Source organism: Actinomyces sp. 432, assembly GCF_009930875.1.
Lineage (GTDB): Bacteria > Actinomycetota > Actinomycetes > Actinomycetales > Actinomycetaceae > Actinomyces.
Genome location: NZ_CP025249.1, coordinates 3,010,355 through 3,033,702 on the forward strand (window position 1 = coordinate 3,010,355; position 23,348 = coordinate 3,033,702).

The 23,348-nt window shown below is 72.5% G+C and carries 18 protein-coding genes and 2 pseudogenes; 10 read left to right on the plus strand and 10 right to left on the minus strand.

The annotated features are described in order from the left end of the window. Positions 1 to 79: 79 nt before the first annotated feature. The 6 genes and pseudogenes from CWT12_RS12775 to CWT12_RS12800 form a co-directional block, all read right to left on the minus strand. Entirely contained in the window at positions 80 to 2,425 is a 2,346-nt protein-coding gene (locus CWT12_RS12775; protein ID WP_161925116.1) for a hypothetical protein, read from the minus strand. After that, positions 2,422 to 3,102: an ATP-binding cassette domain-containing protein gene (locus CWT12_RS12780; protein ID WP_161925117.1), complete on the minus strand. Its 681-nt coding sequence runs from the start codon at positions 3,100 to 3,102 to the stop codon at positions 2,422 to 2,424. The genes CWT12_RS12775 and CWT12_RS12780 overlap by 4 nt, the downstream gene beginning before the upstream one ends. A gap of 210 nt (positions 3,103 to 3,312) precedes the next feature. Beyond that, a complete protein-coding gene (locus CWT12_RS12785) occupies positions 3,313 to 4,551 on the minus strand; it encodes a TIGR04053 family radical SAM/SPASM domain-containing protein (protein ID WP_237564205.1) in 1,239 nt (412 codons plus the stop codon). Next, positions 4,548 to 5,353, minus strand: a pseudogene (gene hemQ, locus CWT12_RS12790) (hydrogen peroxide-dependent heme synthase). The gene CWT12_RS12785 and the pseudogene hemQ overlap by 4 nt, the downstream one beginning before the upstream one ends. 21 nt (positions 5,354 to 5,374) lie before the next feature. Beyond that, positions 5,375 to 6,888, minus strand: a pseudogene (locus CWT12_RS12795) (ferrochelatase). After that, the gene (locus tag CWT12_RS12800; RefSeq protein ID WP_161925118.1) at positions 6,885 to 8,324 is read right to left on the minus strand and encodes a glutamyl-tRNA reductase; all 1,440 of its coding nucleotides are present in this window, start codon (positions 8,322 to 8,324) and stop codon (positions 6,885 to 6,887) included. The pseudogene CWT12_RS12795 and the gene CWT12_RS12800 overlap by 4 nt, the downstream one beginning before the upstream one ends. Positions 8,325 to 8,575: 251 nt before the next feature. Between CWT12_RS12800 and CWT12_RS12805 the strand changes: the two genes are divergently transcribed. From CWT12_RS12805 to CWT12_RS12835, 7 genes are all read left to right on the plus strand, one after another. Continuing rightward, positions 8,576 to 9,973, plus strand: coding sequence for a uroporphyrinogen decarboxylase family protein (locus CWT12_RS12805; protein ID WP_442862534.1), 1,398 nt, complete (start codon positions 8,576 to 8,578; stop codon positions 9,971 to 9,973). Next, positions 9,970 to 11,694: a protoporphyrinogen/coproporphyrinogen oxidase gene (locus tag CWT12_RS12810; protein ID WP_337247892.1), complete on the plus strand. Its 1,725-nt coding sequence runs from the start codon at positions 9,970 to 9,972 to the stop codon at positions 11,692 to 11,694. Before CWT12_RS12805 ends, CWT12_RS12810 begins: the two co-directional genes overlap by 4 nt. After that, entirely contained in the window at positions 11,691 to 12,914 is a 1,224-nt protein-coding gene (gene hemC, locus CWT12_RS12815) for a hydroxymethylbilane synthase (RefSeq protein WP_161925120.1), read from the plus strand. The genes CWT12_RS12810 and hemC overlap by 4 nt, the downstream gene beginning before the upstream one ends. After that, positions 12,911 to 13,870 (plus strand): uroporphyrinogen-III synthase, encoded by a 960-nt coding sequence (locus tag CWT12_RS12820; RefSeq protein WP_161925121.1) that lies wholly within the window; start codon positions 12,911 to 12,913, stop codon positions 13,868 to 13,870. Before hemC ends, CWT12_RS12820 begins: the two co-directional genes overlap by 4 nt. A gap of 56 nt (positions 13,871 to 13,926) precedes the next feature. Beyond that, positions 13,927 to 15,021: a porphobilinogen synthase gene (gene hemB / locus CWT12_RS12825; protein WP_161925122.1), complete on the plus strand. Its 1,095-nt coding sequence runs from the start codon at positions 13,927 to 13,929 to the stop codon at positions 15,019 to 15,021. A gap of 209 nt (positions 15,022 to 15,230) precedes the next feature. Beyond that, on the plus strand, positions 15,231 to 16,721 hold the full coding sequence (locus CWT12_RS12830; RefSeq protein ID WP_161925123.1) for a glutamate-1-semialdehyde 2,1-aminomutase: 1,491 nt from the start codon (positions 15,231 to 15,233) through the stop codon (positions 16,719 to 16,721). Between the two features lie 169 nt (positions 16,722 to 16,890). Then, complete coding sequence (locus tag CWT12_RS12835; RefSeq protein ID WP_161925124.1) at positions 16,891 to 17,148, plus strand: PspC domain-containing protein; 258 nt, start codon at positions 16,891 to 16,893, stop codon at positions 17,146 to 17,148. A 1-nt stretch (position 17,149) separates the two neighbouring features. On the opposite strand, the gene CWT12_RS12840 is transcribed toward CWT12_RS12835, so the two are convergent. The 3 genes from CWT12_RS12840 to trxA all read right to left on the minus strand — a co-directional run bounded on the left by CWT12_RS12840 (position 17,150) and on the right by trxA (position 19,191). Beyond that, positions 17,150 to 18,031, minus strand: coding sequence for a macro domain-containing protein (locus CWT12_RS12840; protein ID WP_161925125.1), 882 nt, complete (start codon positions 18,029 to 18,031; stop codon positions 17,150 to 17,152). 78 nt (positions 18,032 to 18,109) lie between these two features. Then, positions 18,110 to 18,604 carry a Dps family protein gene (locus CWT12_RS12845; protein ID WP_161925126.1) on the minus strand — a complete coding sequence of 165 codons (495 nt, stop codon included), beginning with the start codon at positions 18,602 to 18,604 and terminating at the stop codon, positions 18,110 to 18,112. Positions 18,605 to 18,807: 203 nt separating this feature from the next. Beyond that, positions 18,808 to 19,191 carry a thioredoxin gene (gene trxA, locus CWT12_RS12850; protein WP_161925127.1) on the minus strand — a complete coding sequence of 128 codons (384 nt, stop codon included), beginning with the start codon at positions 19,189 to 19,191 and terminating at the stop codon, positions 18,808 to 18,810. Positions 19,192 to 19,512: 321 nt separating this feature from the next. On the opposite strand from trxA, the gene CWT12_RS12855 reads away from it, so the two are divergent. Then, the gene (locus tag CWT12_RS12855; protein ID WP_161925128.1) at positions 19,513 to 20,229 is read left to right on the plus strand and encodes a GNAT family N-acetyltransferase; all 717 of its coding nucleotides are present in this window, start codon (positions 19,513 to 19,515) and stop codon (positions 20,227 to 20,229) included. A 402-nt stretch (positions 20,230 to 20,631) separates the two neighbouring features. Here CWT12_RS12855 and CWT12_RS12860 read toward each other — a convergent pair whose 3' ends face one another. After that, positions 20,632 to 21,294: a TetR/AcrR family transcriptional regulator gene (locus tag CWT12_RS12860; RefSeq protein ID WP_161925129.1), complete on the minus strand. Its 663-nt coding sequence runs from the start codon at positions 21,292 to 21,294 to the stop codon at positions 20,632 to 20,634. A 93-nt stretch (positions 21,295 to 21,387) separates the two neighbouring features. Here CWT12_RS12860 and CWT12_RS12865 point away from each other — a divergent pair, with 93 nt between their 5' ends. Next, positions 21,388 to 21,882, plus strand: coding sequence for a flavin reductase family protein (locus CWT12_RS12865; protein WP_202616219.1), 495 nt, complete (start codon positions 21,388 to 21,390; stop codon positions 21,880 to 21,882). Positions 21,883 to 21,998: 116 nt separating this feature from the next. Next, entirely contained in the window at positions 21,999 to 23,345 is a 1,347-nt protein-coding gene (locus CWT12_RS12870; protein ID WP_161925131.1) for an NtaA/DmoA family FMN-dependent monooxygenase, read from the plus strand. Positions 23,346 to 23,348 lie beyond the last annotated feature (3 nt).

Genomic DNA, 23,348 nt, shown 5'->3' on the forward strand with positions numbered 1-23,348 from the left:
CCCTGGTGTACGGCAAATACCCGCACACCAGGGTGCAAAAGCTCGCAATGGATGGGGAAGGCGTGTGCGAGGCGCCCGCTTAATCGTCGCCCTGGCTGCGGGGCGTGCGGGCCGCGGCCACCAGCAGGCCGAGGGCCACCGCCGCCGACGCCCCGATGGGGATGGCCCACCACCAGCCGAAGGAGCCGGTCACCAGAGGATTGTTCATTATCAGCGCCGGTTGCGCCCCGAAACGGCCGAGCAGGGCCGCCACGGCTGTGCACGCCACCACGCTCAGGCTCAATGGTGCCGCCAGGGCGCACTGGCCGCGCCTGCCGACGCCGTGGTCCCGCGCCTGCAGGCGCACGGGCCGCAGCCGCCCCAGGAAGGTGATCGCTGCCAGCCCCTGGCCGATCACCGCTACCAGGCTTGCCGCAATCGGCAGGGCGAGGGCCTGCCGCATCAGTTGGCGCTGCTCCGGCGAGTCCGGCTCGATTACAAAGGCGTAGCCGGCGCGGGTGATGACGTCGCTGCGGAAGGCATCACGCTCATCGTCGGGCAGGGAGCCGAATTCCGGCAGGTAGATCGTGCGCACGTTCGATGGCTCCAGCCCCAGCGCCTCCACCTGCGGGTCGTCGGCGGCGAGCACCACGTCGGGCAGCCACTGGCTGTCCAGCAGATTCGACGGGGACAGCCCCGTCACCTCGGCGGTCTCCTCCACCTGGTCCGTGGCCAGAGTGAAGAAGACGCGCGTTGCCCGGTCCTCGGCACCGCCGTCCAGCAACTCTGTTGCCGCTGTGCCGGCCAGTGCGGAGGCGGGCCCATCCTCAGGCGCGAGCGCAATGAGCCCCAGGGCGGTGAAGCACATGGCGTCGGTGCAGTCCGACTTTCCCGCCGGAGCCACCCGCGGCCGCCGCTGGTCCTCACGCAACTCGGTGAATACCAGCGCCGACTCCATGGCCTGCGGGTAGGTGGTGGTAAGCACGGCGACGTCCTGCGCGGTCAGTCTCTCCACCGTCAGCGTCTGATCCTCTCGCCCATCGGTCCCGTTAGCGAAGTGGAGGCTCGCACTGTAGAAGGCGGCGAAGCCGGTGAACATCATGGTGGCCATGAGCACGGGCAGTGCCACCGTGAGGCAGTGGCGCACGGCCGCGCCCGCCGTCGGCGTGCGCCGTAGCCACGGCAGGCTGAGCAGCAGCACCGGGGCGGCCAGCGCCCCCACGATCACACCCAGGATGTGACCGGTCAGCACGCGGTGGGGCTCGGCGACGCGCAGGTAGACGAGCACCACCGCCGCGATCACGCCCACCGCGCCCAGCGCCACCCCGTAAGCGGGGCGTAGGTGCCAGGCCGCACCCCTGGTGTCGGCTGACCAGCGGCGCAGCCGGTCCGGCAGTGCCCCCACCGCGGCGGCGAGCAGCAGCCAGACCAGGATCAGGCCTCCGCTCTGCCACAATGCCGGACGGTAGCCGTCCCAGTACTGTCCTAGCGCCGTGCCAATGGCCCCGTGGCCGACGCCGAGGGACACCTGGGCGGCGATGATCCCGAGAACGCTGCCCACAAGGAGTGTCAGCGGCATGCCCGCGCCGGCCAGCACCGTTGCACGCTGTGGCGTCGCCCCCGCGGCCCGCAGCGCCCCGGCGACGCGACCGGCATGGGGCCGATCCGCGGCCAGGGCGGCGCCGCAGGCGGCGCCGGCGCTCAGCAGCAGTAGCGCCAACAGCACCGGGAACCCGGCCAGTTGCCGGGAACTGACCTCCTGCACGGCAGACCGAACGGCATAGTCGACCCCAGCTACCGTTACCGCACCGCTACCACACTGCTTACCCACCCCGATCTGTTCGCACGGGTCGGCGTCACTGAACCAGGAGGAGATCGCCGCGCCGGCATCCAGGACCTCGCCGGATACCGCGACGGCCGTGGGCTCATCCGGCGCGGCGGGATTGCGGGTAATGCCGGTAACCGTGTACTCGGCTGCGCCTTCGGGCAGATCCTCCGAAGTCAATTCCAGGCGGTCGCCCACGCTCAGACCCGTGCGCCGGGCGACCTCAGCGGAGACGGAGGCCTCGCCGTCGGCGCGCGGATAGACGCCCTGCGCGAGCACGCCGGTGCGGGAGGGCCCACTCAGCACGGACACCTGCGCATCGGAGACGGCCTGCGGCCCGGTCAGGGCTGCGCTGATGCGCAGCACGGCCACCGCCTGGCCTTCGTCCGCCAGCGCGCGCATGCGCTCGGACAGCTCGTCGCTGTCGCCGCTGACCTGGTAGCGGTAGCCGCCGAATTCGGCGCGCGCCCCGGCCTCCACCGTGGCCAGGAAGGTGGCCCTGCCGCTCAGCAGCAGGGAGCCGAACAGCGCCAGCACGCCGGATAGCAGCAGTGCCGCGGCAAACAGTCCCGGATGCGCACGCACCGAGCGGGTAATGACCCGCAACTGCAGGCGGCTCACCGCTGGGCCCCGCCCGTCATGGCGCCCACCGAGGAAGGTTCGGCTACGAGGTCGTGGTCGTGGATGCGCAGCACCACGTCGGCATACTCGGCCACCACCGGGTCATGCGTGGCTACCAGCACCAGCAGGCCGTCGTCGTGGGCCAGTTCGGCGAAGCGCCGGGCAATCTCCCTCGTGGCCTGCTCGTCGACCGCGCCGGTCGGCTCGTCGGCGAGCAGGACCTGCGGGGCGGTAGCCAGTGCGCGGGCGATGGCTACCCGCTGCTGCTCGCCGCCCGAGAGGCTGCTCACCGCCGCATCGGCCTGCCCGGCGAGCCCGAGCCTGCCCAGCAGTGCGGCGGCGTCGGGGAAGGTACCGACGCCGCCACCCGCGGAGGCGAACTCCTGGGCCAGCTTCACGTTCTCGACCGCGGTCAGATAGGGGACCAGCCGATAGTCCTGGTAGACCTGGGACACGCGCCGGGCACCGCCGGTGCCCGCCAGCTCGATCGTGCCGGTATCCGGTTCGAGCTCGCCGGTGATGAGGCGGAACAAGGTGGTCTTGCCCGAACCCGAGGGCCCCATCACCGCGTGCAACTGTCCGGCCGTGAGCCGACAGGCCACGTCCCGGTAGATGACGCGCTCGCGTGTGCCGCCGTAGGCGAAGCCCATGCGATCGAATACGAGTTCCAGGGGCATTCGTACTCCCATCCTTGGGTCGGCTTCCCACCCTTGGGCCGACTCCTTCGCACGATAGCGTCCCCCCTCCCTCTGCTACGAGCTTTTGCAATCTGGTGTGCGGGAATTTGCCGTACACCAGGGTGCAAAAGCTCGCAATGGATGGGGAAGGCGTGTGCGAGGCGCCCCGGTTACGGCTCCCGACGCACGCTCATCGGCCCCTGGCCGCGTTCAGGCAGGTCGCCCCGGACGCGCGGGCGCGCTCAGCAGTGCCTTCACGTCCTCGGGGTAGGGGAAGGAGCCGGGCCGGTAGGCGCACAGCGGCTCCTCGGCGTGCAGATCCCCGGTGGTGTTGAAGGCGCGGGCGCGGGAGCCGCCGCACACGCGGTTGTACTCGCACTCCCCGCACTTGCCCTTGAGCCGGGAGGTGTCCCGCACCCCGGTGAAGACCTCGCTGTCGCGGTAGATCTCCGTCAGGGAGGCCTCGCGCACGTTGCCGGCGCTCTTCTCCAGGAATCCTGAGGGGGTGACGTCGCCGATGTGGGAGATGAACATGAAGCCGTTGCCGCTGGAGACGGTGATCGGGGGCCGACGCCGCCGCTCGCCGTGATCCAGGCCCAGCTCCACGATCCGCTCCCGCAGACTGCGGTACAGCGGCCCCAGGTGCATGGCGGCGATCATGTCCTCGCCCTCGATGCCGCGCTGCGCCAGGGCATAGCGCTGCAGGGAGACGCGCCGGAAGTGGTGCCCCTCGGTGGTCTTGGCGGGCACCGCCTCGCCCATGTCGTAGAAGATGTTGAGCACGTCCTCGATCTCGGCGGCGTCCAGGCTGCCCAGGTCCACCCCACGGCCCGTGGGAACCAGCAGGAACCCGGACCAGGTCATCGCCCCGTAATCGCGCACGAGCGCGGCGATGTCGGGCAGCTCGTGGACGTTATGGCGGGCGACGACGGAGTTGATCTGCACCTTCATCCCCAGCTCGCGGGCCGCCTGCCAGCCGGCGACGGTGCGGTCGAAGGTGCGCTCCACGCCGCGGAAGGCATCGTGGGTGGCGGCGGTGGCGCCGTCGAGCGACAGGGAGATGACCCCGGCGCCCGCGTCCTGAATGCGGGCCAGGGACTGCTTATTCAGCTTGTCCGTGCCGGAGGGGGACACGGCCATGTGCAGGCCCAGGCCACTGCCGTAGGCGACCAGCTCGGCCAGGTCGGGGCGTTCGAAGCAGTCCCCGCCGGTGATGATGAAGATGACCGCCGGCTTGCCGAAGGAGGCGGCCTCATCCATGAGGGCCTTGGCCTCGGCGGTGGTCAGCTCGCGGGGGTCGCGCAGGGGCCGGGAGACGGCCCGGCAGTGGCGGCAGGCCAGCTGGCAGGCGCGGGTTGACTCCCAGGTCACCAGCATGGGGCGCTGCGCCGGGTCGTGGCGCTGCATGCGCACCGGCCGCGCGGTGCGGGGGTGCGTGGCGGTGCTCATGCGCGGGGCTGGCGCTCGGCCCACTCGTGGGGGCTGACGCGGCAGCCGGTGTAGAAGGGGGTGTCCACGCGCACGTGCAGGCGGGCCTCCGTGTAGCGCTGGTAGTGGATGACGCCCTCCAGGCGGTCCAGGGTGTCCGCCTCGAAGCCGAGCACCCACTCGTAGTCGCTCATGCCGAAGGCGGCGAGCGTGGAGCCCTTGACATCGGGGTACTTGGAGAAGCCGTTGCGGCCGTGGGCGGCCATGATCCGCGAGCGCTCCTCGGGCTCCAGCAGGTACCAGTCGTAGCTGCGCACGAAGGGGTAGACCATGCACCAGTCGCGCGGCGCCACGCCGCCGAAGCAGGCGGGGATGTGCTTGCGGTTGAACTCGGCGGGCGTGTGCAGGCCCATGCAGGACCACACCGGCTCCAGGTAGCGTCCCAGGGCGCTGGCACGCAGGCGGTGGTTGGCGTCCTGCAGCTTCTCCGGGTCGTCGTCGAGCCACCAGACCATCAGGTCCGCATCGGAGCGGAAGCCCGACACGTCGTACCAGCCGCGCGTGGTCACATCGGAGACGTCGATGAAGTGGGTGGACTCCCCACCAGCCGACGGCGCGTGTCCTCCAGCGGCGGCAGCGGCGCCGTCAGCCGGTAGACGGCAAACAGGGCGTAGTGGTTGTTTTCATTGACGGCGTCGAAGTCGACCTCGGCGGCGTCGCGGGGGTCGCGGTGGGGGCGGCGCTCCTCGTCGTCGAAGCGGTGCAGGCGGGGGGCGCCCTGGCCCGAGTCGGCGTCGGGGTGGGAGCTGTCGTGCTCGCTCATGGGGAATCTCCTTGGTCGGGGTTACTGGTGGGTAAAGGTCTGGGGATGGCTTCCGCCCGGGTGCCCGGCGGGTCGGGTGGCGGGCCTGCAGCAGGTGGGCGGGCAGACGGTGTGGAAGGGGCCGGTGCCGGTGGTGGAGTGCGGGCGCACGTCCTCGCCCCGGGCGACGGCGGCCCGCTCGGCGAGCACGTCGGCGAGCGAGGCGACGAAGGCGGGGTGGGTGCCGGCCGTGGCCGCGCGCACGTAGGGCAGGCCGAGGTGCTCGGCGGTCTCACGAGCCTCGGTGTCCAGGTCGAAGACGACCTCCATGTGGTCGGCGACGAATCCGATGGGGGCGACGACGACGCCCGTCGGCACGTCCACGGGCCGCCCGTCGGTCAGGTGCCCGGCGGCCAGGGCCTGAAGGTGGTCGTTCACGTCCGGTTCCAGCCAGCGGGCCTGCGGCGGGCCGGAGCGGGAGCAGTAGACCAGGTCCGCCTGTGGGCGGCGGCCCAGGCGGGCGGCGACGGCGGGCAGGAGCACCTCCGCCAGGCGCTCGTGCTGGGCGACGTAGGAGATCTCGGTGGACAGGTCCGCGGCGACGCCGGGCTCCTGTGCGGAGGGGCCGAGTTCTCGCGAGGAGGGACTGGGGAGGCCCCTCGGCTACCATCCGCGCCGCTCGTTCCTCGCGGCGCTCCCGCCAGCCCCGCCACGCCTTCGGGGGCCTCCCCCACCCTTCCGGTTACGGTCCGCGGCCCAATTCCAACCGAGTCAGCACTTTCCGCGCACGAGGAGCGCTCTCCAGCCCCTCCCGAGCCGGCGCGTTCCTCGGCCGTGGGCGCGGACAGCCGCTCCATGGACTCGGGGATGGAGTGCGTGACCAGCACCAACCGGATGCCGTCGGCGCTCACGCCGTCGGCCACCAGCTGGTTGAAGGCGGCGACGATGGCGTCGGTGTTGGCGGCGAGCATGCCCGGGGTGTTGTAGAAGGGACGGGTCTTATCCACCACCAGCTCCACCGGCGCGCCCCCGGCGCCACCCACGCGGGCGGCGGCGTCCGCCTCCCGGCCGCGCCCGGTGGCTCCGTCGGCGCCGTCGGCCAGGAGCGCCAGCGCCCCGGCGACGTCCTCCCGGTACTGGCGGCAGCCGGAGTAGGAGGCATAGGCGGCGGTGGTGATGGCCAGGACGCGGCGGGCGCCGGCGTCGGCGAGCTCGCGCAGGGCCTCGGAGACGAAGGGGTGCCAGTTGCGGTTGCCGATCACCACCGGCACCCGGCTCCCGCGGGCGGCCAGCTCATCGCGCAGCGCCGCCAGTAGCTCGGCGTTGCGGGCGTTGATCGGGGAGACGCCATTCCAGCGGCCGTAGTGGCCGGAGACCTCGCGCAGCCGGGAGTCGGGCACGCCCCGGCCCGCGGTGGCGTTGCGCATGAAGGGGAGCACGTCGTCGGGGCCCTCGGGGCCGCCGTAGGACAGCAGCAGGACGGCGTCGTAGGGAGCCAGCGGGTCGGCGGCGGAGGCGGGGCCGGAGGCTGTCACGGACCTGGCCTGAGGGGTCATTGGGCTCCTCCCGGGGCCGGGGCGGTTGGGGCCGGGGTGGTTGTGGCCGGGGCAACCGCGGCGCGCAGGTCGGCGGCGATCTCCACGCCCAGCAGCAGGTCGAGGGCGTCGAGGTAGTCCTGGCCGCGCCCGGCCTCGGCGGCGGCACGGGCGGCAACAGTGGGATGGTGCAGCATGCGGGCCGCCAGGTGGTGCAGGGCGCGGGCGGCGTCGCCGGCGTCCACCTGGCCGTCACGCACGCGCAGGCGGGCAACCTCCTCCTCAACGAGTTCCGCCACATGCCCGCGCAGGCTGCAAACCACCGGATCCATGCGCCGCCCGGACAGCATGCGCTCGAACAGGGCGGTCTCCTCATCCACAATGGCGCGCGCGGCCTGCACCTGGCGGGCTTCGGCCGCGGGCACGGATCGCTGCACGCTGGGCAGGTCGATCAGCCGCACCCCGGGCATGGAGCCGACGGCCCTTTCCACATCACGGGTGAGCGCAAGGTCGAGGATCACCAGGGGGCGGAGGCGGTTCCCGGCGTGCGGCCGGGACGGGACGGGCCGCGCGGGGCCTGCTGCCCGCTCGGCAGCGGCCGGGGCCACGAGCTCGCGGGTCAGCACCGGGGCGCCCAGGCCCCGGCAGGTGATGACCAGGTCGGCTCCCGCCAGTGCGTCGGGCAGGGCGACGTCGTCAATCGCCCTGAGTCCGCGGCCGACGGCGAAGGCGGCGGCCCGGTCCGAGCGGGAGTAGACGGAGATGTCGATGACCCCGCGCCGACGCAGGGCGGTCACCGTGGCGCCCGCATAGGCCCCGGTACCGACGATCAGGGTCCGCACGCCCTCAAGAGGCGGCAGGTGACGGGCAGCCAGGTCTACGCCGACCCCCACGACGGAGCGGCCATTGCCCGCCAGGCCGGTCTCGTGGGCGACGCGGCGGGAGGCGGTGGAGGCGTGCTCGACGGCGCGGGACAGATCGGTTGAGAGAGTGTCTTCCTCGGTGGCAACCCGCATGGCACGACGTAGCTGGCCGGCGATCTCGCGCTCGCCCACAACCATGGACTCCAGCCCGGCGGCGGTGGCGAACAACTCATTGACGGCAGCGTTTCCGCTCCAGGCGGTCAGCTCGACGGGTTCCGCCGCAACCGGGCCCGCGTCGGCCCAATGCCGTCCGGCCCCGGGGTGCGTGCCGGAGAGCGCCTCGGCGGCGGGGCGCAGGCCCGCACGCCGGGCCAGGAAGCCGGTGACGTCGTGACGCAGGGCGTCGGCCGGGAGGGCCTGCGGTGCGTCCAGTAGCAGCGCCAGGCGGTTGCAGGTCCCCAGGACGATCGCGCCCCGCAGCTGTGGGAGGGCGCGCATGAGGTCCGGGCCGAGGTGCGCGGCGGTTGCACCCAGGCGGGCGACCGCGTCGAGGCCCTGGGTGCGGTGGTCGGCGGAGAGCAGATGGATAGTCACGGCGAGTGGTAGTCAAGCATTGGATGCCGGTCGGGGCACAATTATCACCGGCACCGCCCTCAACTATTCCGACACTGCGTCAGATTAGTTTTACGACACTGCGTCACATGACTGGTAGCCAGCGGTATTGCAGGCTAAACCAGTCACTGGGCGAAGGGTTCTGGGCGAGGCGGCACAATGTTCGGACGGCGCTTTCCGGCGACGCCACGTCATGTCATTTCAACCGGGACCACCAGGACGAGGACTATTTCGTGAGTATTTCCGTGCAGAATTCCGGCGGGGCGGACCACCCGGCCGGGAGCGGCGGCTCCACCGGCCTGAGCGCCCCGCAGCCGGGGCGACCCGCCCTGCTGGAGGCCCTGGCCGGGCGCCGTCCGAGGCGTACACCCGTGTGGTTCATGCGGCAGGCGGGGCGCTCGCTGCCGGAGTACCGCGCCCTGCGCGAGCGGGCCGGGGCACCCATGTTGGATGTGTGCCTGTGGCCGCAGGCGGCCGCGCAGGTGACGCTGCAGCCGGTACGGCGCCACGGCGTGGATGCCGCCGTGCTGTTCTCCGACATCATGGTGCCGCTGCGGCTGGCCGGGGTGGAGGTGCGCATCGAGCCGGGCACCGGCCCCGTGCTGGACGCCCCCGTACGCGACTGGGCGCAAGTGCGCCGCCTGACCGCGCACCACTACGGGGACGCCGACCAGGCCGGGGCGGGGCCGGACGGCAGGGCACTCGACGGCGCCGCAGGGGTGAGCGCGATCCAGGCGGCCGTGCGGGCGGTTGTGGCGGAGCTGGGCGGTCCGGGGCAACCAGGTGCCGGCGCAAGCGCGCCACGGCAGGCGGACCGCGCCCACAGCCACAATCGCGGCGAACCGCACCGCGCGTCAGCCGACTCTGGCGGCCTGTCCGCCCGGGCGCTGGCGGGACTGGCGCAGTCGCGCGGCGAGGCGGAGTGGACCCCGCTGCTCGGCTTCGGCGGGGCACCGTTCACCCTGGTGGCCTACCTGGCGGAGGGCCGCCCCTCCCGCGACCACTTGGCCGCCCGCACGCTCATGCACGCCGACCCGACCGCCTGGGACACGCTGATGACCTGGGCAGCGCACCTGACGGGCCAGTTCATGGCCACGCAGGTAGCCGCGGGCGCGGCCGCCGTCCAGCTCTTCGACTCCTGGGCCGGCTCACTGTCCGCAGCCGACTACCGCGAGAAGGTCGCCCCCTACTCGGCACTGGCGCTGGACGTGGCCCGCGACGCCGTGTCCCCCACCACCGGCGCCCCGGCGCCGGTGATTCACTTCGCCACCCGGGCCGGACACCTGCTGCCCGAGCTGCACCGCACCGGGGCCGACGTCGTCGGCGTGGACGAGTGCACCGACCTGGCCCTGGCTGCCACCGCCCTCGGGGAGCGGGACGACGGGTCCGGCGCGCGCCCAGTGCAGGGCAACCTGAACCCCGCCCTGCTGGCCGCACCCTGGGAAGTGCTCGCACCGGCGGTGGATGCCTGTGTGGAGGCGGGCCGGGCGGCACCCGCGCACGTGTTCAACCTAGGGCACGGGGTACCCCCGTCAACCGACCCGAATGTGCTCACCCGGGTGGTGGCACGCGTGCACAAGTCGCAGGACTGGGAACGTATGGCGCTGACCGGATGGGATGGACAGGCATGAGCGAGCAGCTGACCGATGGCGGCGGGACTATGTCCCCGGGGCCGGCGGGTGGACCGGCCGAGCCGCTCGAGGCGCTGGTGGTGGGCGGCGGGATCGCCGGGCTCGCCGCCGCCTGGGAACTGGCCCGCGCGGGACTGCGGCCACTGCTGGTCGAGGCGCGCGGCTACACCGGCGGACTCGTTGCCGGCGCAGACATCGGCGGGGTGCGCATGGACCTGGGTGCCGAGGGATTCGTCGTCCGCGGGGACGCGATCACGCAGATGGTAGATGCCCTGGGGCTGCGCGTGGTCGGCCCCTCCGGCGGCGGGGCGCGCTTGTTCCTGCCGCCGCCACCAGACGCCGCCGACTGCGACGGCGCAGCTGCCGGCCCGGGCACCGCGCAGGCGGCTTCCGACGCCCCTCCCACCGATCCGGCCCGTGGCTGGCGGGCCCACCGCTTCCTGCGCGACGGTTTCCTAGGCATCCCGGCCGATCCGCTCGCCGAGGACGTTGTGGCCGTAATCGGGCGGGCCGGGGCCTTGCGGGCAGCCCGAGACGCCGAGCTTGACGGGACGGTGGGCACCCGCCCCGAAGACCCGGCCGACCTGGCCGCCTTCGTGCGTACCCGCATGGGCGAGGCAGTCCTGGAGCGCCTGGTCCGCCCGATTGTGGCGGGAATCCACACCGCCGACCCCGCCGACCTCGCGGCCGACACGGTCGCCCCCGGACTGCGGGAGGCGACCGCACGCCTGGGCTCGTTGCAGGCCGCCGTCGGCGAGCTGCTGGGGCGGCGCCGGGCCCGCCGCCGGGGAGGCGGCGCCGCGGACGTGACCGTCGAGGGCGGCCTGTTCCGCCTCACCGATGCGCTGCGGGAGGCGATCGAGACTGCCGGCGGCCGGGTGCTTACCCGCACCGGCGCGCAGTGGCTACAGCCGGCCACGCGCACCGCCGGGCCCGGCGGCACCGACTCCACCGGCGCCTGGGAGGTGGGGATCGCACCCACTGCGCGCGGGAAGACGCCGTCGGACGAGCCGGTGGCGGCCGGGGAGCAGTGGGTGGTGCGCACGCCACGAGTCGTGCTGGCCTGTTCAGCGGGGGCAGCACTCCGGCTGCTGGCAGGAGCACCCGGGGTGGAGACCCAGGTACCGGTTCCGGTCGGCTCCCCGATCGCCCGTTTCACCCTGGTAGCTCACGCCCCGGGACTGGCCGACGCACCGGTGGGCTCCGGACTGCTGGTGGCACCGGCCGCACCCGGACGAGCGCCCGTCAAGGCCAAGGCACTGTCACACCTGTCGGTGAAGTGGCCGTGGATCGGGGAACAACTACGGCAATTGCACGGCCCCGGCGCCGCGGGAGCACCCGCCGATGCGGTACACGCACTGCGCCTGTCCTACGGACGCCCGGGGGAACCGCGCCCCCAGGTGGAACTGGCGGACGCGCTGGCCGATGTCGAGGTGCTTACGGGTGTGCGCCTGCGGGAGCAGGACGTGCTCGACTCCAAGCTGGTGCGCTGGGACGGGACCCTGCCGCCGGTGACGCCCGCCTACCGCGAACGCACCCGGCGCCTGGAGTCCCAGGTCGAGCCCCTGGAAGGCCTGGCGGTCACCGGCGCCTGGGTAGCCGGAACGGGCATCGCCGCCGTCGTCGCCCATGCCCGCGAGCAGGCGGCCGGGCTCACCGGCATGCCGCGGGTCACGGCGGACGGCACTTGCGGCCATAGGGAACCGGAGGGACTTGCATGAGCAGCGGCACGATTATCGGAGCGGGTGCGCCGTCGGCGCGGACCGTGCGTCTGGGAACACGCGGCTCGGCGCTGGCGGTTGCCCAGTCCTCACAGGTGGCGCGGGCGATCGTCGCCGCCTCCCGCCAAATCGGCACCGACCTGCAAGTGGAGCTCGTCCCGATCCGTACCCGCGGCGATGTTGACTCCACCCCGCTGACCCGGCTCGGCGGAGTGGGGGTATTCGCCGCCGCCCTGCGCGAAGCGCTCCTGGACGGCAGCTGCGACCTGGCCGTGCACTCCTGCAAGGACCTGCCCACCACGCCGGTGCCGGGGCTGCACATCGCGGCGATTCCGCCGCGGGAGGACCCGCGCGACGCCCTGTGCACGGCGGGCGGGGTCGGCCTGGCCGACCTCCCGCCCGGCGCGCGCGTGGGCACCGGGTCACCGCGCCGGGCCGCACAGCTGCTAGCCGTGCGACCGGATCTTCAGGTCGTGCCCGTGCGCGGGAACGTACCCACCCGCCTGTCCCGCGTGGTCGGCTCGGTTGTAGGCGCCGACGGGCCTATGGGGGCCGTGCGCGAACCCGACCTGGACGCGGTGGTACTAGCGCTGGCGGGCCTGCGCCGCCTGGGTCTGGACGACTATGCCACCCAGCCGCTGGCGCTGCCCCAGGACGGCCCCCGGGCGGGGACCCCGGGCGGGGACCAGTCCGCGCAGGACGCGTCACCGGCAGCCGCCGCACGCACACCCGTCATGGTGCCGGCGCCCGCGCAGGGTGCGCTGGCCCTGGAGACGCGGAGCACGGCGGGAACCGAGCAGGATCGGCCCGTCGGCAGGCCGGGAGCAGATACCTCTCCGCGCGCCGGGGTGGCCCCGCGCGATCCCGGGCTGGCCGCCGCGCTTGCTGCGACCGTATCCGCGCTGGACGATCCGCTCACCCACGCGGCCGTAACCGCCGAACGTGCGCTCATGCGTCACCTGGAGGCTGGCTGCGCCGCGCCGGTGGGGGCCGTGGCCGTGCCTACCGCGCTACCGGAGGGGCTCACCGGGCTGCGTCTTGACGCGGTCGTCGCGACCGCCGACGGGCGGCGCGTGCTGCGGGAATCGGTGACCGGGACCCGGGCGGACGCCTCCGCGCTCGGTGAGGCGGTGGCGCAGGCACTGCTGGAGGCGGGCGCCGCCGATCTGGTCGACCTGCACGCCGCGCTGCCCGGTCGCGGCCGCCGGGAGGCGCCGTGAGCCCGGCCGAGGGCACCACAGCGGCAGGCTCCGCGGCAGCGGGCTCCGCGGCAGCGCGTCTGGCCGGGCGGCGCGTGCTGCTGCCGCGCGCCAAGCCCGGCGACGCGATTGCCGCCGCACTGGCCGCGGCGGGTGCCGCGGTGGTGAGCGTGGGTTTGACCCGGGCGGTCCCCGGGGCCGCCGGTCCCCGTGAGCGCGCCGCCGCAAGGCTGGCGGACGGCCACTACGCCTGGGTAGTGCTGACCTCGGCCCGCACCCTGGACTTCTTCGACTTCAGCGCCCTGGGCAACTATGAGGCGCACGACGCCTGCGGACACGTGAACGGCGCTTCGGGCTGTCCCGATACCCCCGCGCGCGACCGCTCCACCGCCTCACGCCCACGCACCGGAATCGCCGTGGTCGGCACTGGCACCGCGAGCGCCGTGCGGGAGCGGCTGGGGCGCGAACCCGACCTGGTGGCGGCCGGCAGCGGGACCGCCCTGCTGGAGCTGCCGCAGCTCAGTGGCGGGCCGGACGCCCTTGCGACGTCCTCGCCCGCGCGCCGATACGGGACGGCCGGGGGCGGGGCGGGGCGGGAGCGCCGACTGCTGCTGCCCGGCTCGGCGCTGGCCTCCCCCGCACTGGCCGCGGGCCTCAGGCGCGCGGGCTGGGTGGTCGATGCCGTGGCCGCCTACACCATGGAACCGGTTCCGCTCGCCGACCTGCCCGGGGGCTTCACCGCAGACTGGGCGGACGGCCGCTTCGACGCGGTGGTACTGGTTGCGGGGTCCTCCACGCGCGCGCTGGTGGATCTCGCCGGGCCGCCCCCGCCCGCCACGCGCGTGGTGACGATCGGGAAGCCGACCGCCGCGGCCGCGGCAGCCGCCGGACTGCGCGTAGACGCAGTCGCCGCCCGCCCGACCCCCGAGGCCATCCGCGACGCCTTAATCACGACGCTGCCTGCTCCACCGCGCTGAACTCATACCCTCCATAACCGCTATCACCCGCCCGCATGCCCGAGGAGACCGCCGTAATGACCCAGGCAACCACCACCTTCCCCCTGCCCGACCCGCGAGACCCCGCCACCTCACCGGCCGCTGAACTGCTCACCTCGCGGGGCGTGCCCGCACCCGCGACGCCGACTGTCCGCCCTCGGCGCCTGCGGCGCACGCCCGCCCTGCGCGGGCTGGTCGCCGAGACCCGTATCAGCCCGACACAGCTGATCCTGCCGGCCTTCGTACGCGAGGACATCAGCGCGCCGAACCCGATCGGCGCCATGCCGGGCGTCGTGCAGCACACCCTGGACTCGATCCGGCGCGAGGCCGCCGCCTGCGCCGAGGCGGGCGTGGGCGGCATCGACCTGTTCGGCGTGCCGGCCACGCGCGATGAGACCGGCTCGCAGGCGTGGGCCGAGGACGGCATCCTCAACCGGGCGGTCGCCGCGGTGCGCGCGGAGGTCGGGGACGCGCTAGTGGTGTGCGCCGACACCTGCCTGGACGAGTTCACCTCACACGGCCACTGCGGCCTGGTGCGCCCGGAGGGAGACCGCCGCGCCGGCGAGATCGACAACGACTCCACCCTCGCCCTCTACCAGGCGATGGCCGTCTCCCAGGCAGAGGCGGGGGCGCACATGGTCTCCCCCTCCGGCATGATGGACGGGCAGGTGGCGGCGATCCGCGCCGCCCTGGACGCCACCGGCCATGACGACGTCACCATCCTGGCCTACTCCGCCAAGTACGCCTCCGCCTACTTCGGGCCGTTCCGGGAGGCAGTCGGATCCGCTCTCAAGGGCGACCGCCGCACCTACCAGCAGGATCCCGCCAACCGCCGCGAGGGACTGCGGGAGGCCCTGCTGGATGCGGAGCAGGGCGCGGATCTGGTGATGGTCAAGCCGGCCGGGCCCTACCTGGACGTGCTGGCCGATGTGGCCGCCGCCAGCCCGGTGCCGGTGGCCGCCTACCAGGTCAGCGGCGAGTACGCGATGGTGGAGGCGGCCGCGGCCAACGGCTGGATCGACCGCGAGCGCGTGATCATGGAGTCGCTGCTGGGGATCGTGCGCGCCGGCGCCGACTGCGTGCTGACCTACTGGGCACGCGAGGTGGCCGAGCTGCTGCGTACGCAGCGGTAAAAGTGTCCATCTCTCGCCACTTTGCGCGCCGGCCGTTCGCACCACCCCACCGCTCGTCCGCATATGCCCAGGTCAGCACCTATTTGCTCAACGCGCCAGGACCGGCGCCATGCTGAAACTGGCGAGAGTTGGACACTTTTTCTGCGCCGGTCCCGCTGCGCGGGGTCGTAGGCTGCCGTCGGACCGCCGCAATCGCTTCAGGAGCCCCCATGCCGTCAACCACCAATGCCGACCTGTTCGCCGCCGCCCGCGCTGTGATCCCGGGCGGCGTGGACTCCCCGGTGCGCGCCTTCGGCGCCGTGGGCGGGGCGCCCGCCTTCATCGCGCGCGCCCACGGCGCCCACGTAGAGGACGCCGGGGGACGTGACTTCGTGGACCTGGTCGGCTCCTGGGGGCCTGCCCTGCTCGGGCACGCCCACCCGGCGGTGGTCGAGGCGGTGCAGGCAGCCGCCGGCCGGGGACTGTCATTCGGGGCGCCCACCGCTGCGGAGACCGAGCTGGCCGAGGCGGTGCGGCGCCGCGTGCCGCCGGTGGAGCGGCTGCGCCTGGTGTCCACCGGCACCGAGGCCACCATGACGGCGGTACGGCTGGCACGTGGCGCCACCGGCCGCGACCTGGTGGTGAAGTTCGCCGGCTGCTACCACGGCCACAGCGACGGCCTGCTGTCTGCGGCCGGCTCAGGCGTGGCCACGGGTGGACTGCCGGGGTCCGCGGGCGTGCCGGAGGCGGTGGCCGCGCAGACCATTGTGCTGCCCTACAACGACGTGGACGCGCTGGAGGCGTGCTTCGCCGCCCGCGGCCAGGAGATCGCCGCGGTCATCACCGAGCCGGCGCCGGCAAATATGGGTGTGGTCCCACCCGCGCCCGGTTTCAACGCAGCCATCCGCAGGATCACCGCCGCGCACGGCGCGCTGATGATCGCCGACGAGGTGCTCTCCGGTTTCCGCGTGGGCCCGGCAGGGTTCTGGGGCCTGGAGGCAGTCGACGGCTGGACGGCGGAGGCAGCCGATTCTGGGAACCGCTTCAGGCATGCGACGGGCCGGCCTGCCTCGGCCCAGGCTGACGAGGCCGCCGCAGCGACCACCCTGGCGCTTTCCACCCCGTCCTGGCCCGGCGGCCCGGACGGGGGCGAAGCCGACTGGCGCGAGCGGGCGGCCTGGGTGCCGGACCTGTTCACCTTCGGCAAGGTGATCGGCGGGGGCATGCCACTGGCGGCCGTGGGCGGCCGCGCCGAGGTGATGGAGCTGCTAGCACCGCTCGGCCCCGTCTACCAGGCGGGCACCCTGTCCGGGAACCCGCTGGCGACCGCCGCCGGCCTGGCCACACTCGCCCTGGCAGACGATGCCGTGTACACCACGGTCTCCCACCGCGCCGCGGAAATCGGGCGGGTGATCGCAGCGGCGCTGACCGAGCAGGGGGTGCCGCACCGGGTGCAGCACTCCGGCTCGCTGTTCTCGGTCATGTTCGGCCCCGCGGCCGCCGCGACGGGCGTGCGGGACTATGACGCCGCCCGCGCCCAGGAGACGTGGCGCTTCGCCCCGTTCTTCCACGCCTTCCTCGACGCCGGGGTCGCGCTGCCGCCGAGCGTGTTCGAGGCCTGGTTCGTCTCGGCCGCGCACGGCGACGCCGAGGTCGAGCGCATCGCTGGGGCCGCGCCGGCGGCGGCCCGGTCCGCGGCCGCTGCGCGTCCCGAGGCGTAACCCTGCGGCATGCCTCCTGGCCGCAGGTAGGCGCCACACGCGCCCGCCCGCGGAACAGACCCCGCACCTGTGCCCGACCGGTCGCGTCGACTCGGCGACGGCCCTAGCCAGGGCAGCACCAGGGGCATCCCGGATACCGGAGGCCGACCGGATTCGGCAGGCTGGCACCATGACACAGCAGCGTCCCACCAACCCCTACGGCCGCAAACCGTCTTTCTCCCGGCGCACCAAGTCGTGGCGCTCGCGGCTGCCGCGGCGGTCCTACCGCCGCCTGCTGGCGGGCGTGTGCGGCGGCCTGGCCGAGTACTGGGGCGTGAGCCCGACGCTGGTGCGGCTGGCGACGCTCGCCCTGGCGGTGCTGCCGGGCCCGATGTGGGTGGTCTACGTCGCCGCATGGGTGCTCATGCCCGGCCCCTACGAGCGCTGAGTTACGCTCCCGGCCGGGACGCGAGCGCGGCCTCGTAGGCGGCGAGGTCGGGCTCGGCGAAGACGCAGATGACGATCCGCAGCTCGGATTCGGGGTGCGTGCGCAGCCAGTCCACAAGGGTGTCCAGTACAAGCGGCGCCGCCTCTTCCTTGGGGTAGCCGTACTCCCCGGTGGACACCGAGCACAGGCCCACGGAATCCAGACCGGTGGCGACGACGGTGTCCAGGACGCTGCGGTAGCTGGAGGCCAGTAGGGCGCGGTCGGCGTCGGTGGGGCGGCCGCCCTCGATGATCGGGCCGACGGTGTGGACCACGTGCGCGGCGGGCAGGTGGTAGCCGGAGGTGAGCAGGGCTCGGCCGGCCTCCTCCGGGCGGCCGTCGCGGGTGTCCATGTGGGCGGCGCATTCGGCACGCAAGCCGGGCCCGGCGACGGCGTGGATGACGTTGTCGATGCAGGTGTGCCCGGGGACGAAGCAGCCCAGCATCTGGGCGTTGGCGGCGTTGACGATCGCTCCGGCGCGCAAGGTGGTCAGATCCCCGCGCCACAGGGCGACGTGCTCGCCGAGCGGGCCGGCCACCGCGTGGGTGGCGGCCAGTGTGGGCAGTGTCAGGGCGTCGGGGGCGCCGGCGTCGTGCACGCGCTGGGCGGCCTCGGCGGCGAGCATCTCGTCCAGGTCCTCCCGGACGTCGTCGTCGGGGATCTCGCGGGGCGGACGGATGGTCAGCAGCCCGTCCAGCAGCCGCCGCAGCTCCACCGGGGGGAGCTCGGCGAGGGCGGCGGGCGGTGGGAATGCGGCGACGTCGCCGGCCTGGACGGCCTCGGTGGCGAAGTGCCGGGCGAGGCGGTGCAGGCGGGCGACGTCGGCGGTAGGCGCGTGCGGCATGCGCCCAGGTTAGGCGCGCCGCCGCGTCGGCGGCAGCGGCTCCCGGGCGCGTGGGCGCGCAGGACGCGGTCGGCAGTCTCAGTTCACGGAGTAGTTCTGCGCGGAGAGGAACCAGCTCTGCTGCTCCAGGCGCTGGGTGTAGTCCTCCAGGATGCCGGAGGAGGAGGGGTCGGCCTCGTCGACGGCGTCGTGGATGTCACGCAGGGTGGTGACCACGGCGTTGATGGCCGAGACGATGTAGTCGACCGCGTCAGCGGTGATGACGGCTCCCTCGGGTGCCTCCGGGACGGTGGTCTGGGAGGCGATGGTGCCGGGGCGGCCGTCGGGGAATGCGTTGATGGCGCGCATGCGCTCGGCGAGCTCGTCGGAGCCCTCGCGGGCGATGTCGACGACCTCGTCCAGGTTGAGGTGGAGGTCACGGAAGTTCGGGCCGACCAGGTTCCAGTGGACCTGCTTGCCGACGAGGCTGAGGGCGGTGATATCCACCAGGGCGCGCTGCAGGTCGGCGGCGAGGGTCTCGGAGGCGGTGAAGGTGGGGATGACGGCTGGGTTCTTGACTTGGTGCTTGCTCATGGGGCCAACTTTACAATCACCGAAGCTTAGATGGGTAGGGCTTATCGCTCATGAGGGAACCTGGAAACAGCCCGGACGGCGCCAGCCGCAGCAAGATGCCCGGCGCCGCACCATATGGGTGGGGCGCCGGGCACCTGGACAGGCCGGCCCCAGGCAGCTTTCAGCCGACTGGGGCACGGCCCCGGTAGGTAGTAGGTACCGGGTCAGGCCTGCGCGGCGGCGCCGGCGGCCTCCTCCTCGGCGATCTTGCGCTTGATCTCATCCATGTCGAGCTCGCGCACCTGGGTGATCAGGGAGTCCAGGGCGGGTCCGGGCAGGGCGCCGGCCTCGCGGTAGACCAGGACGTCGTCGCGGAAGACCATCAGCGTGGGGATCGAGGAGATGCCCAGGGCGCCGGCGAGCTCCTGCTCGGCCTCGGTGTCAACCTTGGCGAAGGTGATGTCGGGGTTGTTCTCGGCAGCCTTCTCGAACACCGGCGCGAAGCGACGGCACGGACCGCACCATGAAGCCCAGAAGTCAACAAGGGTGATGCCGTCCCCGCGGACGGTCTGGTTGAAGTCTGCGCCGGTGATGTTCTTGGTGGCCACGGGTGTTCCTTCCAGTCGGAGGGATTGGATGTTGTGTGCCGGGCACGCGTCCAGCGCTGCCGACGCCTGGGACAACCGTCCTACCCGACGAGGTATTCCGTGGGCATGGTCATCTTCGGCCCCCTTCCCAGGTGCACCCCACCCACGCCGAGGTCGGTAGAAGTCACGTGCCTAGGTCGGTAGACGTTGCGCACCGAGGTCGGCCCACTGCTCTACTCGCCGACGACGCCAGAAACACGAAGGCGACTCCCCGGCTCCGTCCAGACCACCTGCCTAACGTCGGGATGGCGAACGCCAGTTCCGACGATGCCAGGAGGCACTATGTTCACCATCACCTACCGCCCCTATGAGCCCCGGGATGCCGAGGGGGTCATGGCGATCGTCCTTGACGCCTTCCACATCCGCAGCTACGCACCGCGCCCCTACTTGGAGCGCTCCGCCGCAGAGGTGTTCCTGTCCGAGCGCCTGCTCACCTCCACCTACGCGCAGGTCGCCGTCGTCACCGATGACCGCAGCGAGGACGACGCGGAACCCGCCGCCGAGCGGGTCGTGGGCGTCCTCATGGGCCGGGTAGAGGACGAGCCACCGCTTCCGGCCCGGCCGCTCGCTCATGCGCATAAGCTCGCCGCCATGGCCTGGCTGGCGACGGCGGGAATGCCGCAGTGGGACACGCTCACGCAGGCATTGGGCTTCGACTACCGGCGTGCCGAACTGAGACAGGACGTGCTGCTTGGCGGAGGCGTCGCCCTCACCGATGAGATCACCCTGCTCGCGGTGCATCCCGCATGGCGGGGCCGCGGGGTGGGCACCCGCCTGTACGACGACTTCATGGAGCACCTGCACGCCCACGGCCGTAAGGACTTCTTCCTGTACACGGACTCTCTGTGCGCTTACGAGTTCTGTGAGCGGCGGGGCCTGGTGCGTGCCGCCTCGCGGGAATTGCGGCTGGACGTGCCCGAGCTGCCCGAGCGCGTCGGCGTGTACCTGTACGCCGGCGAGGTCCCGACTACCACAACCACAAGCGCTGCAGCCCACTGACCACCGAAACCGGCACATGTGACGCATCGAGACCGGAACATGTTACGCGCGGAAGTGGTGGTCGTTGTCGGGCAGGGACGTCGTCGGGCGGGCGGTGCCGGGCTTGCGGGAACGATTCGTTGGATCCATTGGGACCATCCGAAGGCCTGACCGGGGAGGTGAGCGTCGACGGCACCGCTGAGTACTTCCAGTGAATCCAGAGCCCTGACGCCGCACCCCCGTGCTTCGGCACTTCCCACGAGGGTTCGCGCCTCTAGGTGCCGAACCGGTCGCAACAAGTGACGAATCGTCAACCACAACGCATGAACCGTCACACCCTCGAACCGGAAGAGCCACTAACGACATACCGAGACCGGCTGAGCTCTGCCAGCTGCTCCCAGCCGCATGAAGGTGCCCCGGGGTTCAGGAGCGCCGCCACCCCCGACGCACCAAGGCGACGAGCCCGCTGCGCGGCTCCTCGCCACTGTCGCCCTCGGCAGGCCTGTTGGCGACAACGTCGTCGGCGCCGTCGCCTGCGCCTTCGACGGCGGATGCGACCCAGGCCATGGCCAGCACGGCCTGGTAGAGGGTGTCGGCGTCGACCTCGGCGCGAGCCACACCCGCGCGCTGCGCGGGCTCCAGGAAGCCCCGCGTCATCTCAATGACCTCCTCACAGGTTGGAGCCAGCGGCGAGGAGGAGCTGGTGTAGGCCTCCCGCAACGGCCCGGGGAGTCCGTCATAGGACCGCATCCACTCCCCTAGCGCGTCCAGCCACCGCTCGAGCGCCTCGCCGGGCTCCAGGGCAGCTCCCTCAATCTCCCGGCACCTGCGCGTCAGATCGGTGGTGCGCTGCGCCAACACCTGGCCGAGTAGGTCCTGCCTGGTGGGGAAGTGACGGTAGAGGGTCCCCGCCCCCACTCCGGCACGCCTGGCGATGGCGTCCATAGGGACGTCCAGCCCCTCCCGGGCGAAGATCTGCGCGGCTATCTCAACGATCTTGTCGCGGTTGCGCCGCGCGTCGGCGCGCACCGCCCGGTGCCTGTTCCTCGTCCGAGGCGCGTCGTCCCGGGCCGCCGGGTCAGACATGGATCACACTCCTGCGCCATTGATAAGTGGAGAGCCTCTCCGTATCGTCCGGGCTATCTACTTCAAGCGATCTTAGGCGAACGGAGATGCGTGTTGCCACCACAGCCAGCCAGCCCCGTCGACCCCGAGGCCCTGCGGCGGACCCTGGCCAGCTTCCCCACCGGCATCGTGCTGGTGACGGCCCAGGACTACGACGGCGCCCCTGTAGGAATGCTGGCCAACTCCTTCACCTCCGTGTCACTGGATCCGCCGCTGGTGTCTCTGGCCTTCGCCAATAGCTCGTCCACCTGGCCGCGGCTGCGCGACGCATCGCTCCTGCGGGTCAGCGTCCTGGGCACCGAGCACCACGCCCTGGTCTCCCAGCTCGCCGGCCCCACCGCCCAGCGCTTCGTCGGCCTGGAGTGCGCCCTGCGCAGCGAAGACGCCGCTCTCCTGGGATCCCCCGCCACCCTGAGCGCGGCGCCCGAGAGGATCATCGAGGCGGGCGATCACGATCTTGCCCTTCTTCGGGTACTCGAAGTCGAGCAGGACAGGGAGATCGACCCCCTGGTCTTCTACGCGCGCCGACTGCATCGCCTCGCCACCTGACCCCGCCTCCGGCACCGGAGATCGGCCTGCGCCACCCAGCACCACCCCACTGCAGTGACGAGCACTGCGCCGAGTGCGCAAGACACACCGCCCGCCACCAACCTCGGAGGAACACCATGACCACCAATCCCGCCAAACGACAGATGACCCTGGGCATGCATCTGGGGACCGGCTACGGCTCGCAGGCCAACGCCTGGCGCGCCCCCGGCGTGAACCCCTCCGCCTATGCCGACATTGAGGCCCAGGTCCGCTACGCCCGCGCTGCGGAGCGCGGCACCCTCGACTTCCTCTTCCTGCCTGACAACCTCGCGATCACTCCCTCCATGGGGGGTGGGATCCCGCAGGCCACCATGGACCCGGTAGTTACTATCGCCGCCCTGGCCCGCGCGACCTCCCGGATCGGATTCGTGGCCACCGGCACCACGACCTTTAACGAGCCCTACAACATCGCCCGCCAGTACAAGGCCCTAGACGTGATCACTCACGGCCGCTTCGGCTGGAACGCGGTTACTACTGCGGACCCGGCTGCCGCCGCGAACTTCGGCCAGACCATCGCCGAGCGCCCGGTCCGCTATGGCCGCGCGCACGAGGTGATCCAGACCGTGCAGGCCCTGTGGGGCAGCTGGGGCGAGGACGCCTGGACCCGGGACAAGGCCACCGGCCGCTTCGTTGACATGGACCGGGTACGCCCGGTGAACCTGCGCGGGGAACACGTCGCCTCCCAGGGGCCCCTGCCGATCCCGCCGTCCGAGCAGGGGCAGCCGGTCATCTTCTCCGCCGGGGGCGGGGAGTACGGCCTGACCATTGCCGGACGCTACGCCAGCGGCGTCATCGGTGCGGCCTTCACCATTGAGGACGCCCGCGCCCAGCGCGACGCCGTACGCCGGGCCGCCCGCCAGTACGGCCGCAACCCGGAGGAGGTCAAGTTCTTCGCCGGGCTCATGCCCCTCATTGGCGCCACGGTCGAGGATGCTCTGGCCCGCAGACGCCAGCTGGATGAGGTCAGCGCCCCCCAGCGGGTCCCCTATCTGGGAGCCATGCTGGGACTGGCCCTGGAGCCCGAGCAGATCGACCGGCCCTTGACGGCCGGAGAGCTGGCCGACGCCCGACCCAGCGGTTTCGATCCCCGCTCCCAGCACGCGCTGAGCGTCGCCCGGGAGGGCTGGACGATTCGGGACATCCTGGCACACGGCATCATCGACTACCACCCCACTCCCGTGGGCCCGCCCTCCGTCGTGGCCGACCACATGCAAGAGTGGTTCGAGGCCGGCGCATGCGACGGCTTCTGGATCTCTCCCGACGTAAACCAGGACGGGATCGACACCTTTGTTGACGAGGTGGTTCCGATCCTGCGCGAACGCGGGCTGTTCCACGACGGCTACCGGGGCACCACCCTGCGCGAGCACCTCGGAGTGCCGCCGCAGTACGGTCTGGATCCGCGGGTCATGCGGGACGCGCAGTAGCAC

Coding starts and splice junctions, on each gene's coding strand:
- CWT12_RS12780 (WP_161925117.1), bottom strand. CDS start 3,102: ATGCCCCTGGAACTCGTATTCGATCGCATGGGCTTCGCCTACGGCGGC.
- CWT12_RS12785 (WP_237564205.1), bottom strand. CDS start 4,551: ATGAGCACCGCCACGCACCCCCGCACCGCGCGGCCGGTGCGCATGCAG.
- CWT12_RS12810 (WP_337247892.1), top strand. CDS start 9,970: ATGAGCGAGCAGCTGACCGATGGCGGCGGGACTATGTCCCCGGGGCCG.
- hemC (WP_161925120.1), top strand. CDS start 11,691: ATGAGCAGCGGCACGATTATCGGAGCGGGTGCGCCGTCGGCGCGGACC.
- hemB (WP_161925122.1), top strand. CDS start 13,927: ATGACCCAGGCAACCACCACCTTCCCCCTGCCCGACCCGCGAGACCCC.
- CWT12_RS12830 (WP_161925123.1), top strand. CDS start 15,231: ATGCCGTCAACCACCAATGCCGACCTGTTCGCCGCCGCCCGCGCTGTG.
- CWT12_RS12835 (WP_161925124.1), top strand. CDS start 16,891: ATGACACAGCAGCGTCCCACCAACCCCTACGGCCGCAAACCGTCTTTC.
- CWT12_RS12840 (WP_161925125.1), bottom strand. CDS start 18,031: ATGCCGCACGCGCCTACCGCCGACGTCGCCCGCCTGCACCGCCTCGCC.
- CWT12_RS12845 (WP_161925126.1), bottom strand. CDS start 18,604: ATGAGCAAGCACCAAGTCAAGAACCCAGCCGTCATCCCCACCTTCACC.
- CWT12_RS12855 (WP_161925128.1), top strand. CDS start 19,513: ATGTTCACCATCACCTACCGCCCCTATGAGCCCCGGGATGCCGAGGGG.
- CWT12_RS12860 (WP_161925129.1), bottom strand. CDS start 21,294: ATGTCTGACCCGGCGGCCCGGGACGACGCGCCTCGGACGAGGAACAGG.
- CWT12_RS12870 (WP_161925131.1), top strand. CDS start 21,999: ATGACCACCAATCCCGCCAAACGACAGATGACCCTGGGCATGCATCTG.